The sequence below is a fragment of the Pseudoalteromonas sp. 11L1 genome (assembly GCF_055397545.1).
In genome coordinates, this window is record NZ_AP041142.1 from 131,195 (window position 1) to 145,424 (window position 14,230).

General features: G+C 41.3%; 9 protein-coding genes. 8 read left to right on the forward strand and 1 reads right to left on the reverse strand.

The window, feature by feature from the left end; genetic code table 11:
- Positions 1 to 116: 116 nt before the first annotated feature.
- On the forward strand, positions 117 to 2,762 hold the full coding sequence (ppc, locus tag ACZ5WS_RS16350; protein ID WP_138606840.1) for a phosphoenolpyruvate carboxylase: 2,646 nt from the start codon (positions 117 to 119) through the stop codon (positions 2,760 to 2,762).
- 123 nt (positions 2,763 to 2,885) lie between these two features.
- The gene (gene cdd, locus ACZ5WS_RS16355) at positions 2,886 to 3,815 is read left to right on the forward strand and encodes a cytidine deaminase (protein WP_464711995.1); all 930 of its coding nucleotides are present in this window, start codon (positions 2,886 to 2,888) and stop codon (positions 3,813 to 3,815) included.
- Here the strand turns inward: cdd and udp are convergent.
- Entirely contained in the window at positions 3,804 to 4,559 is a 756-nt protein-coding gene (gene udp / locus ACZ5WS_RS16360) for a uridine phosphorylase (RefSeq protein ID WP_138606844.1), read from the reverse strand. The two genes, cdd and udp, sit on opposite strands and share 12 nt — an antisense overlap.
- Positions 4,560 to 4,981: 422 nt before the next feature.
- On the opposite strand from udp, the gene ACZ5WS_RS16365 reads away from it, so the two are divergent.
- The 6 genes from ACZ5WS_RS16365 to ACZ5WS_RS16390 all read left to right on the forward strand — a co-directional run bounded on the left by ACZ5WS_RS16365 (position 4,982) and on the right by ACZ5WS_RS16390 (position 14,186).
- Positions 4,982 to 6,091: an arginase family protein gene (locus ACZ5WS_RS16365; RefSeq protein ID WP_138606846.1), complete on the forward strand. Its 1,110-nt coding sequence runs from the start codon at positions 4,982 to 4,984 to the stop codon at positions 6,089 to 6,091.
- Between the two features lie 97 nt (positions 6,092 to 6,188).
- Positions 6,189 to 6,890, forward strand: coding sequence for a substrate-binding periplasmic protein (locus tag ACZ5WS_RS16370; RefSeq protein ID WP_138606848.1), 702 nt, complete (start codon positions 6,189 to 6,191; stop codon positions 6,888 to 6,890).
- Between the two features lie 78 nt (positions 6,891 to 6,968).
- Positions 6,969 to 8,258 (forward strand): polyamine export protein PaeA, encoded by a 1,290-nt coding sequence (paeA, locus tag ACZ5WS_RS16375; RefSeq protein WP_464711998.1) that lies wholly within the window; start codon positions 6,969 to 6,971, stop codon positions 8,256 to 8,258.
- A 212-nt stretch (positions 8,259 to 8,470) separates the two neighbouring features.
- A complete protein-coding gene (locus tag ACZ5WS_RS16380; RefSeq protein WP_138606852.1) occupies positions 8,471 to 9,634 on the forward strand; it encodes an efflux RND transporter periplasmic adaptor subunit in 1,164 nt (387 codons plus the stop codon).
- Between the two features lie 11 nt (positions 9,635 to 9,645).
- A complete protein-coding gene (locus ACZ5WS_RS16385; RefSeq protein ID WP_198522704.1) occupies positions 9,646 to 12,777 on the forward strand; it encodes an efflux RND transporter permease subunit in 3,132 nt (1,043 codons plus the stop codon).
- A complete protein-coding gene (locus ACZ5WS_RS16390; protein WP_138606856.1) occupies positions 12,777 to 14,186 on the forward strand; it encodes an efflux transporter outer membrane subunit in 1,410 nt (469 codons plus the stop codon). The genes ACZ5WS_RS16385 and ACZ5WS_RS16390 overlap by 1 nt, the downstream gene beginning before the upstream one ends.
- Positions 14,187 to 14,230: the final 44 nt, after the last annotated feature.

Here is a 14,230-nt window from a genome sequence, read left to right on the forward strand (position 1 = left end):
TCGCTTTGTGTTTATTTTACATATGCTTTTTTACGACATGCAGGTGCAAATGGATCTATTAAATAAGTAAACATAATGATATTAATAGGTCTCAAAGAAACAAAGGAGAGCTAAAAATGAGTGAACAATATGCCGCCTTGCGAGGTAATGTAAATTTACTTGGGCAATTATTAGGACAAACTATTAAAGATGCTCAAGGACAAGATATTTTAGATAAAGTAGAAGAGATTCGGGCTTTATCAAAATCATCTCGCAGTGGTAATGAAGCTGATCGTAAAGCGCTTATAGATGTACTACATGCGCTTAGTGATGAAGAGCTTTTACCGGTTGCCCGTTCATTTAATCATTTTTTAAACTTAGCGAATGTTGCAGAGCAGTTTCACACTGTATCACGTTTTAATGATGTTGGTTTTTGCCAACTAAACCCTCTCACTCAAACATTAAAAACGTTAGCAGCAAAGGCCGAACAAGGTCAGCTTAATCATAATCATTTAGCTGATACCCTCTCAAAACTCCACATAAACTTAGTACTAACAGCACACCCAACCGAGGTGACTCGTCGTACTATTATTAATAAACATGTTGAACTTAGCGATTGTTTAGCATCGCTTGAGCGTACCGACAATCTTGCGCAAGAACGCGAAGCAATATTAAACCGTATTGCGCAGTTAATTAGCCAAGCATGGCATACGGACGATATTCGTCGTTCACGCCCAAGCCCTGTAGATGAGGCTAAATGGGGCTACGCAGTCATTGAAAACAGTTTATGGGAAGCTGTGCCACGTTTTCTACGTGAGTTTAGCCAGCATGTAAAACAGCATTTAAGCTTAGAGTTGCCAGCAGATTACAGCCCGATAGAATTTACTTCTTGGATGGGGGGAGATCGTGATGGTAACCCGTTTGTAACCGCCGAAGTAACCAAGCAAGTGCTCGACCATGGCCGTTGGATGGCACTGGATTTATACCAGCGTGATTTAGAAACGCTCTGTGCTGAACTTTCTATGTCGGATGCCAGCGATGAGCTCATTAAATTGGCTGGGCAAGAGTTTGAACCGTACCGTGCTGTTTTGAAAGATGTTAAAAACCAAGTTGCAGAAACGGTGATGCATTTAAGCGCTAAAATTAAAAATAAGCGCACTGAATCTCAAGATTTAATCACCGATATTAATCAAATTAAGCACCCTATTGAGGCATGTTATCGCTCTTTATTAAAGTGCAACATGCAAGTAGTGGCCAATGGCTTACTACTGGATATGATCCACCGAGTAAATAGCTTTGGACTGCGTTTGGCAAAACTAGACGTGCGCCAAGATTCGTCGAGACACAGTGATGTATTTTCTGAGCTAACTCGTTACTTAGGTATTGGCGACTACAACCAATGGCAAGAGCAAGATAAGCAGGCTTTTTTACTTGCTGAGCTTAATTCTCGTCGTCCGCTTATTCCTAAGCATTGGCAACCTAGCCCTGAAGTGCAAGAGGTGCTCGACACCTTTGATGTTATTGCGCAGCAAGATGCAAAAACCTTTGGTTTATATATTATTTCTATGGCCCGAACAGCTTCTGATATTTTAGCGGTGCAGTTATTACTTAAAGAGTCAGGCTGCGGTTTTGAACTACCCGTGGCGCCATTATTCGAGACCTTGGATGATTTAAACGATGGTCATAATGTTATTACTACATTGCTTAATAATGAGTGGTACCGAGGTCATATTAAAAATACTCAAAATGTGATGATTGGTTATTCAGACTCAGCCAAAGATGCGGGTATGATGGCTGCTGGCTGGGCACAATATGAGGCAATGGACAAGTTAGTGCAACTGGCGGATGAACGCGGTATTGAGCTGGTTTTATTTCATGGTCGTGGAGGCACGGTTGGTCGAGGCGGTGCACCTGCTGCACAAGCCTTGCATTCGCAGCCACCGGGTTCACTCAAAGGGGGCCTTAGGGTGACAGAGCAAGGCGAAATGATCCGCTTTAAATTTGGCTTACCCAATGTGGCATTGCAAAGCTTAAATATATACGCAGGTGCGGTGCTGCAAAGTAACTTATTACCACCGCCAGAGCCCAAAGATGAATGGCGCGAAGTTATGGCATTAATTAGTGATGTATCGTGTGAGCACTACCGCAATGTTGTACGCCACGATGAAAACTTTGTACCTTACTTCAGAATGGCAACACCAGAATTGGAGCTATCTAAATTGCCATTAGGTTCAAGGCCAGCTAAACGTAATCCTAATGGTGGGGTAGAGAGCTTACGCGCAATTCCGTGGATATTTGCGTGGAGTCAAAATCGTTTAATGTTACCTGCATGGTTAGGCGCATTAAGCGGACTTAAAGCAGCGCTTGAAAAATATGGGATTGAAACCCTAAGCGAAATGAGTTTGCAATGGCCTTTCTTTCGAGCTCGTTTAGAAATGCTAGAAATGGTATTTAGTAAAGCGGATAGCTGGTTAAGTGAGCACTACGATAATGCGCTGGTGGAAGACATGTATAAACCTTTAGGTGTTGCCTTACGTGAGGAATTAGCAGAGGCGATAACCTTAGTGCAATCATTGAGCCCGCAAAAAAGTCTATTAGCCGATCAACCTTGGATCAAAGAGTCTATTGGGCTTAGAAATCCGTACACCGACCCACTGAACGTGTTACAGGTTGAGTTATTACGTCGCTCTCGTGGCGATGATAAAGGTAATGAAAGCGATATAGATAATGCCTTAATGATCACCATGACGGGGATTGCAGCGGGTATGCGAAATACAGGTTAATTTTTATTTTAGTAAAACAAAAAAGGGAACACGCGACGTGTTCCCTTTTTTTACGTTGAATAGGCTGGTATTTAGTTTGCCAACCTTTTACACTACTTAGCCATTGAACAAATAAAAACTATTATGGCTTCAGCAACTTTTAAAGTGCAACATAATACAGCACTTAGCAATTCACACATCTCATTAAACGTAGCGCAAACGCAAGCACTACGTAGTCAATTAAAAACTCAACGCGGTATTTTACATTCAAGCGATATTAAAGCGCTTTGCACCGAACTTAATGTCAGCGAAGATACCTTATTGCAAGGTCTAGTGCCGTTGGCTTCTGAGTTTTCGGTTGCACCTATTTCCAAGTTTCATGTCGGCGCAATTGTAAAAGGGCTCGACTCACAAGGACATACTACTTTTTACTTTGGTGCCAATACTGAGTTTGATCATCAAGCACTTAGTTTAGTGGTGCATGGTGAGCAATCAGCAATTAATAATGCGTGGTTAAATGGCGCTAAGAAAGTGCTAAAAATAGCCATTAGTGATGCACCATGTGGGTATTGCCGTCAGTTTATGAATGAACTGGCGGATGCCAGAGAGCTTGATATTTTACTGCCAGCACAAAATTTTAAATTAGCAGAGCTGTTACCGCATTCATTTGGGCCAACAGATTTAGGCAATGAGCACAGCTTATTTAACCCAGTAGAGCAAACTAAGCGCTTTGAAGAGACAAAGCTTGATGACAAGCTGCTGAGTTTTGCTTTAGCGGCTTATGTTCCATACAGTCAAAATTACAGTGCGGTAAAAATAAGTACCTTTGAAAATGGTGACTTTTATGGCAGTTATGCTGAAAATGCAGCGTATAGCCCAAGTTTATCGCCACTGCAAAGCGCAGTGAGTCAGCTATTTTTAGCAGGATTAAGCTTTGATAAACAAACAGTAAAATCAATTACTTTGTTAGAAACTACTGGTCACGCAAACCAATCAGGGGTAGCAAAAGCCGTGTTAGCAAGCTTTACTGGCTTGCCAACACTTGAGGTTATTAGCGCAACATTAACCAAGTAATACTTTAGCGGCTTCAAGTACCACGGCAACAGATTTTTTCTCAATCTCGCCGTGGTCCACGTTAGGTATTTCTTGACGTGTTCTATTTACTAATACACCAGCAACACAAGCAGCTTGTAAACCAAGCGCGGCACACATGGTAAATAAAGTGGCCGATTCCATTTCGTAGTTCATTACGCCCAATTTTTGCCATTCTTCACAGCTACCTTGTAGTGACTTAGGTACGTAGCCAGAGTGTGTATCGTAGCGCTCTTGACCTGGGTAGAAGGTGTCGCTCGAAGCGGTTATACCAATATGGAAATCGATATTAAGGTTTTCACAGGCTTTTACCATGGCTTGAGTGGCAAAAAAATCAGATACGGCAGGGTAGCATAGCGGGGCAAAATGCTGACTCGCACCATCTAAGCGAACCGAAGCTTGGCTAATTAGAATATCGCCTTCATTAATGTGCGGTTGAATAGCACCTGTTGTGCCAATGCGAAGAAAGCTTCGTACGCCAAGTTGTGCCAGTTCTTCAACGGCAATTGACGTTGAAGGGCCGCCGATACCAGTCGAACATATTACTACAGAGTGACCGTTTAATTGGCCTAAATAAATGTGAAACTCACGCGTTTGAGCAAGGCAGGTAGGATTATCTAAGAACTGTGAAATACGTGCTGCACGATCTGGATCGCCTGGAACTATAGCTAGTTTTGCACCTTTTAAGTCATCAATACACAGTCCTAAGTGAAATACCTTTTCCATAACTAAGCCTTTTTAATAAAAATTGTTGTCAATTTACCATGATTACGAGAAATGAAAATTAAGTACAGGACGGATGTCCGTATCGACTTAATTTGATTTATTCACCAACTCTGAATATTCAATCAATGACTAAAATTACGAACAAAATGAGCCAGTTGACTTGTTTGCTCAGACACTATATTCATACTTCATAGCAAACCAATAGCTAGGCTAAAGAGCCGATAGCTGTATTTTAAATTGTTTATATTCATTGGGTTAGTAAGAAAGCTTGGTTTTTATTTACCACTAACCTAAGCGAGCAAAATAAAGTTCACTGTAATTTTTAGCACACTATGCGAATAATCTGGAATTAATTCAGCGTGTGATGTTTTGCATAACTACTCAATAATAGACAAGATATTCAGATTGAAAAAGGGTTTACAATGAGCACACAATTTCAAGCATTTAAAAATAAAGTTGAGCACTGTCTATGTGCGCCTGGCGACGGTGTTTTTACGGTCAATACGGCTAAAGAACGCAAAGCAGCGCTAAGAAATAAATTATATGGACAAACTGAAAATGTCGATGTTTTATGGCGTGACTCACTTAACGAGCTGCCTAATTCACCACACAAAGCAGTAATGTTAGGCATTAGCTCTGATTGCGGTGGTGGAATTTTACGTGGCGCTAATTGGGGGCCTTTATTTTTACGCTCAGCACTGATAGATCAACAAACACAATGTCGTTCGTTTGATTTAGGTGATGTACGCGTAATACCGCATTTATTACATGATAAGTATTTAAATGAGGCCACTATTACCAACTGCCAAAAAGCGCTGTACGGTAATGACAATAATGATCATTATGTGAGCCCATTGTCAATTACTGAAGATGTGTGTGACAGCTTTTATGCGACATTCCAAGACAAAGGTATTTTTGGTATTGGTGGCGACCACTCAATTAGCTACCCGTTAACAAAAGCGTACTTAAAAGCTAAACGTGAGCAAGGCAAACGTACGGCAATTATTCATTTCGATGCTCACACCGACTTACTCGTAGAGCGTTTAGGTATCGACTTATGTTTTGGCTCTTGGTGTACACATATTTTAGAATTCTTACCAGCGCCGCATCATTTAATCCAATTTGGTATTCGCTCAAGTGGCAAACCTAAATCACATTGGGAAAGTACTTTTGGCGTTAAACAACACTGGGCTGCTGAAATTATAGAGCGTGGTGCAGCTGCGGTTGCTGCAGATGCGATTGCGCAGTTAAAAGCAGACAAGGTTGATGAAGTGTATGTGAGCTTTGATATTGATGCCCTCGATGCAGAATTTGCATCAGCAACAGGCACGCCTGAAGAAAATGGGTTAACGCCACAGCACGCGCTTGATATTTTGTCAGCGATTGCAGATGAGTTCCCTATAACGGGGGCTGATATGATGGAAATAGCTCCGTTTACTGACAGCTCTTTAGTGGGCCAATCAAGCTCTGAGACAACTCTGAGAGAAGGCGCTAAAATTTCGGCGTTTTTAATTAATGCAATGAATCGCTAATTTCAAAAGCTAAAAATTGGCTATTTGCAAATAACCCGCTATATTTAATTGGCTTTTATTAAAAAGTGACGTCTTAAATCTAATAGAGCGGGTTATTGTGATTAAATGGTGTTTTGTATTATTACTCATTGTAAGCCAACACTGTGCGGCAAAACTCACTGTTGTAACAGAGAATTTTGCACCTGCGCAGTATCTTGATGCTAACAACAATTTAGTTGGAGATGCTGCCGACATAGTACGATTAGTGCTTGATAGTGCAGGGATTGATTATTCAATTTCAGTTCACGATTGGAGTATGACTTATAATATTGCATTGAGGGATCCCGAAACCTGTATTTTCTCAATTTCACGCTCACCTGAGCGTGAGAGTCGCTTTGTTTGGTTTGCTAAACTTGCCCAATTCGACACAAACTTTTATTCTTTTAAAAGTAAAGGCATTGTTTTAACAAGTCTAGAGCAGGCAAAACAATACAGAATTGCAGTGTTAAAAGATAACTATAGCCACCACTATTTACTCTCCCAAGGATTTAAAGAAAACGAAAACTTAATGCTGTTTAATAGTTTTGATAATATTTTTAAAATAATTCAAGCACGAAGTTCAAGCATTGATTTGGTTGTTATACCTGCGCAGAGAATAAGCCACGAACAATCTCACTTATTAAGTGAACTTCAACTCGAGTCATTGATGCCTATTAACGCCAACCAAGCCCCCTTATATTTTGCGTGTAACAAAAACCTACCGAATGAATTACAGCAGCAACTTAGCACTGCCTTTGCCTTGTATGAGTCACAACTTTAAATATCAATTGCCCTGTTTATAAAAGCGGCTATAATCCAGCTGCTTTTGCTAATAAAAGCGATTATTTTGGAGTTATAAATGGGTGATTTAATCGGGATTGCATTATTAATCTTGATGAGTGCGTTATTTGCGATGTCAGAAATTTCGATCGCCGCTTCACGCAAAATAAAATTAAGGGTTATGGCCGACGAAGGAAATGTGCAAGCTCTGGCGGTTTTAAAACTGCAAGAGCAGCCAGGGGCTTTTTTTGCCATGATCCAAATTACGCTTAATGCGATTGCCATATTAGGTGGGATTGTTGGTGAGCAGGCATTGTCGCCTTACGTGCAAGAAATACTGCAGTTATTTTATCAGGGGCCGTTGCTTGGCCAAATTAGCTTTTTACTGTCGTTTTTAATTATTACCTCATTATTCATATTATTTGCTGATTTGCTTCCAAAGCGTTTAGCAATGATTTTACCTGAGGCTGTTGCTGTGCGTGTAGTTACAATTATGCGTTGGGTCACTTTCGCGCTCACACCGCTGGTATTATTTTTTAACGGCTTAACCAATATAGTATTACGAGTATTCAAAGTACCGAGTGAGCGTGAGGATATAGTGACTACTGAAGATATTGTTGCCATGATGGATGCGGGTGCCGAATATGGCAGCCTTCAACAGCAGGAATATGACTTAATTGGTAATGTATTTGATTTAGAAGCGCGCTTTTTATCAAGCGTGATGTCGCCACGAGAGCAAATAGTTTACTTTGATATTGATGAGTCGAGTGAAGATATAGCCAATAAAATTATAGAGCATCCACATAATCACTTTTTAGTGTGTAAAGGCAACCTTGATAAATTAATTGGCTCGGTTGAGTCAAAAGATATTTTACGCCAAGTGCTTAAAGGTGAGGCGGCAAATATTAATGCGGATATGCTTGATAAAGATATTTTTTACTTACCAGAAACACTGAGCTTATCTGAGTCGCTAAATGCGTTTAAAACTGCCGTTCATCCTTTTGCTGTGGTGGTCAATGAATATGCGCTAGTGGTTGGGATAGTGACAGTTAAAGATTTAATGAAAGGCTTTATGGGTGATTTAATCACGCATCAAAGTGAGGAGTTAATCATTGAACGCGACGCTAATTCTTGGTTGGTCGATGGTTTAACACCTATTGTTGAATTAGCTAAGGTATTAGAAATTGATGAATTCCCTGAGCAAAACCATTATGAAACGGTTGCCGGGTATTTAATTTATACCATGAAGCATATTCCCAAACGTGCAGAATTTGTTTTATTTTCTGGCTTTAAATTTGAAGTAGTGGATGTAGAAGGTATTCGTATAGAGCAATTACTTGTCTCTAGGGTGAATCCTGGTAGTGAATAAGAGCCGCTAAAATTAAATTATTGATTAACGGCAGCCAATGCATTGGCTGCCTTTTTTATGGGTGTTACTGATATAGCAAAACTATTGTTTGAGTTTATTTGGTGACAACTATAGTCAATTGTAAAAATATGTAAATGTTGCTCAGTGGCTATTTTTAATTGTTGTACTATAGTTTAGAATGATCGTTCATTCTAAACTAAAAGGTATTTAACATGCAGCGCTCCCGCATCGCTTTTTTTGTATTTTCAGCCCTCGTTGGTTCTGTTGCTTTAAGTGGCTGCGATCAGGTAGCTGAGCAACCCAGTGCTTCTGCCCCTGCAGCGACTCCTGTTGGAGTTGTCACATTAAAAAGCCAAGCAATAACACTTAAAAAAGAATTACCAGGGCGTGTAAGTGCGTTTCAAATTGCTGAAATTCGTCCTCAGGTAAGTGGAATTGTGCAATCACGCTTATTTGAAGAGGGTACTCAGGTTGAAAAAGATCAAGCGCTTTACCAAATCAACCCTGATATTTTTGAAGCAGAATTAGCCGCCAGTAAAGCGGCGGTTGCTCGCGCAGAAGCGAGTATTGCTAGCAGTAAATCTAAAGCGTCTCGTTATAAAGAGTTATTAGCAATTAAAGCCGTAAGCCAGCAAGATTTTGACGAAGCTGATGCTGCTTCTAAGCAAGCCTCTGCAGAATTATTAACGGCACAAGCGCAGTTAAAAAGTGCGCAAATTAACCTTGATTATAGCCATGTTTCTTCGCCAATTAGCGGCCAGATTAGTAAATCAAGCGTGACGGTAGGCGCATTAGTTAGCGCAGGCCAAACAAGCGCACTGGCAACGGTTACGCAACTTGACCCCATTTATGTTGATTTAACCCAATCAAGTAATGAGCTAACTAAACTCAAAAGAGCGCTAGCATCAGGTGCTTTAGGTGTCGACTCTACAACACAAACCGATGTAGAACTAATAATGGAAGATGGCTCAGTATATCCTCATAAAGGTACATTACAGTTCTCAGAAGTGACCGTTGATCCAAGTACTGGGTCAGTGACTTTACGTGCTAAGTTTCCAAACCCTGAAAAGCTATTACTACCAGGTATGTATGTGCGTGCTGAGGTGGTTGAAGGTGTTAAGTCAGACGCAATATTAGCCCCACAACGTGGTGTGAGCCGTAATACCAAAGGTGAACCTACAGCTATGGTTGTTAGCAAAAACAATACAGTTGAAAGCCGTGTGTTAAAAGTAGAGCGAACTTTAGGCGCTAATTGGTTGGTGAGCGAAGGCTTAGCCGATGGCGACCAATTGATTGTGGAAGGGCTACAAAAGATTCGCCCAGGTGCACCTGTTACGGCAACTGCTGTGAAGCCTTCTGCAAATAACAGCCAATAACGGAGAGTTTTATGTCACGATTTTTTATCGATAGGCCTATTTTTGCTTGGGTATTGGCGATTGTGGTTATGCTTGCGGGTATTATTGCCGTTAAAAGCCTACCTGTTGCTCAGTATCCGTCTATTGCGCCGCCAGCGATTACCATTACGGCTAACTACCCAGGTGCATCTGCACGTACATTAGAAGACTCGGTAACTCAGGTTATTGAGCAAAAAATGAAAGGCTTAGATGGCTTGTTATACATGTCATCAACCTCACAGTCCAGCGGTTCAGCAACGCTGACATTAACATTTGATGCCGAGACCGATCCAGACATTGCCCAAGTTCAAGTACAAAATAAATTAGCGACCGCTACGCCATTATTGCCGGAAGAAGTACAGCGCCAAGGTGTGGTAGTGGCTAAATCATCATCAAGCTTTTTACTGGTTGTTGGTTTTGTGTCGCAAGATGGCAGTATGACTAATATTGATATTGGAGACTATGTATCGTCGAACGTGCAAGACATTGTGTCGCGTGTAGACGGTGTAGGTGAAGTGGAGCTGTTTGGCTCTCAATATGCAATGCGTATTTGGCTCGATCCGGCTAAATTACAAAACTATAAGCTAACCCCCAGCGATGTATCAGCAGCAATTAAAGCACAAAATGCACAGGTGTCAGCAGGTCAGCTAGGTGGTATGCCGTCACTTGCTGGGCAGCAGCTTAATGCGACTGTCACTGCGCAAAGTCGATTACAAAAACCAGAGCAGTTCAGAGATATTTTAGTAAAAACTAACAGCGATGGTTCGGTTGTTCGCTTACAAGATGTTGCCGAAGTTGAACTTGGCGGTGAAAGCTACGGTGTGGTTGCTCGTTTTAATGGTAAACCAGCATCGGGACTCGGTGTAAAGTTAGCCAGTGGCGCTAATGCACTTGATACCGCGCAAGGAGTAAAGGATGCACTTGAAGAGCTTAAGCCTTTTTTCCCACAAGGGCTTGAAGCGGTTGTGCCTTATGACACTACTCCCTTTGTTGCACTTTCAATTGAAAAAGTAGTTCATACATTAATAGAAGCCGTTGTTTTGGTATTTGTTGTGATGTACTTATTTTTACAAAACTTTAGAGCAACTATTATCCCAACAATTGCCGTGCCTGTAGTACTGCTAGGTACATTTGGCGTTCTATTTACCTTTGGGTATTCAATTAATACGCTCACTATGTTTGCCATGGTACTGGCCATTGGTCTGTTGGTCGATGACGCGATAGTGGTAGTTGAAAACGTAGAACGTTTAATGACAGAAGAAAAGCTCTCTGCGGTCGAAGCAACGCGAAAGTCTATGGATGAAATTAAGGGCGCGCTCGTGGGTATTGCCATGGTGCTGTCGGCGGTATTTATTCCTATGGCATTTTTTAGTGGCTCTACAGGGGTTATTTATCGTCAGTTTTCTATAACGCTGGTAACAGCAATGGGATTGTCGGTATTAGTGGCGCTTATTTTAACACCTGCATTGTGTGCTACGTTATTAAAACCGAGTCATGTGCATACTGATGGTACCTTTATTGGCCGTTTTTTCTCAGGCTTCAACCGTGGTTTTGATAAAACTAATAGAGGTGCACAAAGCTTTGTTGGGCGAATGATCAAGCACTCTAAACGTTATTTGCTTAGTTATGTTTTGATTGTCGGTGGTATGGTCACTATTTTTTCAAGCTTACCCACTGCGTTTTTACCGGACGAAGACCAAGGTATTCTGTTTAGCCAAGTGATGCTGCCAGCAGGTTCTACAACAGAGCAAACGCTTGAAGTGGTTAAAAAAGTAGAAAACCATTATTTAGAAGAGCAATCTGAAGCTGTTGCCTCAATTTTCACGGTTACCGGTTTTAGTTTTGCAGGCTCAGGACAAAACTCAGCCATTGGTTTTGTGAGCTTAAAGCACTGGGATGAGCGCCAACGTGACGATTTATCAGTGGGAGCGGTTGCAGGAAAAGGCATGGGCTATTTTTCAACGATAAAAGAGGCGTTTGTGTTTGCATTCCCACCTCCGGCTATTATTGAACTTGGCACTGCGAATGGTTTTAATATGTTTTTACAAGACCGAGTTGGTTTAGGACACGATGAATTATTAAAAGCGCGTAATCAGTTATTGGGTATGGCAAGTCAAAGCCCAATCCTGGCAGGTGTTCGTCCTAATGGCCAAGAAGATATGCCTGAATTACAACTGGATATTGACCTTGCAAAAGCTGAAGCGCTTGGTTTATCACAAGGTGATATTAACAGTACACTTTCGACTGCTTGGGGTAGTAGTTATGTGAACGATTTTATCGACCGTGGCCGCGTTAAAAAGGTATATTTGCAAAGTAAGGCTGATGCTCGCATGGTACCTGAGGATCTAAATAAGTGGTATGTACGAAATAAAAACGGAGACATGGTGCCATTCTCAGCGTTTGCTAGTTCGTATTGGTCTTATGGCTCACCTCGTTTAGAGCGCTATAATGGTTTTTCAGCTATGGAAATTCAAGGTAGTGCTGCGCCAGGTTACAGTACAGGTGAAGCTATGGATGAAATGGAGCGCTTAGTAAAGCAATTACCTAATGGTATTGCCTCTGAATGGACTGCTATTTCATACCAAGAACGTTCAAGTGGTGGTCAAGCGCCGCTTCTTTATGGCCTTTCACTATTATTTGTATTTTTGTGTTTAGCAGCACTCTATGAAAGTTGGTCTATCCCATTTGCAGTAATGATGATTGTACCTCTGGGTATATTGGGGGCTGTTATGGCTGCTTTTTTAGGTAATTTATCAAATGATATTTACCTACAAGTTGGTTTATTAACCACCATAGGGCTTGCCTCTAAAAATGCGATATTAATTGTTGAATTTGCTAATCATAAAATGGATGAAGGCCTGAGCTTAGTTGATTCAGCCATTGCAGCCGTACGACTTCGTTTACGCCCTATTTTAATGACCTCAATGGCATTCATCTGTGGTGTACTACCGCTTGCAATAGCCTCCAGTGCAGGCTCTGGTGCACAAAACGCCTTAGGTATCTCAATCATTGGTGGAACACTAGCGGCTTCATCATTGGTGGTGATTTTTGTACCCTTATTTTTTGTTTTAGTGCGTAGACTATTTTCAGGAAAAGCTAAAACTACCTCGCAGGAGGAAGCATAATGAGTGTAAGAGCAATCAGTTTTAATGCTTTAACTTTAGCCATTTTATCTGGATGTCAGTTAGCTCCTCAGCAAGAAGCGCTTAATTTACCTGTCCCTGATGCGTATGCATCAGAGGCAGGCAAAGGGCAAGTTTCATCATTAAAATGGCAGCAGTTTTTTAATGATGAAAAGCTCAAAGCACTGATATCACAAAGCCTTGAGCACAATAAAGATCTGCAAATAGCAGCGCTTAATGTAGAGCGAGTACGTGGTTTATACCAAATTCAAGACTCGGCTTTGTATCCGTCACTTGATTTAAACGCGACGGGAAGTCGTCAGCGTTTACCTGCTGATTTATCAGCCAGCAGTCAGCCTCAAATTAGCTCCCAATACAGTGCAACTGTGGGTATGACCGCTTATGAGTTAGATTTATGGGGCAAAGTGCGTAATCAATCAGAGCAAGCACTTCAAACGCTTTACTCTACGCAGCTTAGTGAATATGGCATGCAGGTGTCGCTAATTTCTGAACTGGCAAATGCGTGGCTTAATTATGCGACCGATCAGCAATTACTTGCTTTGGCTCAAGAGACATTGTCATCGCAGCAAGCGTCTTTATCTTTAACGCAAAAAAGTGTTGATTTAGGTGCTGCCTCTGAAATTACGCTAGAGCAATTAAAAAGTACCGTAGCTACTGCAAAGGTTGATATTGCAACGTATAAGCGTTTATTAAAACGTGATAAAAATGCGCTTGATTTATTAGTAGGTAAACCGGTGAGTCAGGACTTACTACCGACTAAAGAGTTGAACACATTACTTGATTTACCCGCTGTTCCTGTCGGTCTTCCATCTGATTTACTAACACAGCGCCCTGATATAAAAGCGGCTGAGCACCAATTATTTGCTGCAAATGCCAATATAGGTATTGCGCGTGCGGCGTTTTACCCAAGTATTAGTTTAACAGCCAATGCAGGGAGTGCATCACGTGATTTAAGTAATTTATTTGATGCAGGGTCAGGCACATGGAGCTTTATACCGTCGGTAAATTTACCTATTTTTAATATGGGACGTAACCAAGCTAATTTAGATGTCGCTAATGCAGAGCAACAAGTTGCTGTTGCAACGTATCAGCAAAAAATTCAACAAGCGTTTCGCGAAGTTGCTGATGTGCTTGCTGATAGAGAAGGTTTCAATGCCCAATTAAATGCGCTTGAACAGCTACTACAAAGCCGAAAAATAACCTATGACCTATCACAGGCGCGATACGATAAAGGGGTCGATAGCTTTTTGCAAGTGCTCGACGCTCAGCGAACATGGTATAGCGCAAAGCAACAACTGATCACCGGTCAACAAGCGCTGCTTGCAAGTCAAATTAATTTGTACAAAGCTGTTGGCGGTGGATGGGAAGTAACTACTCCTCAAAATAACTAATATGCATAAAACTAATTAGTTATGGCAGATTTATCCGTAGTAAA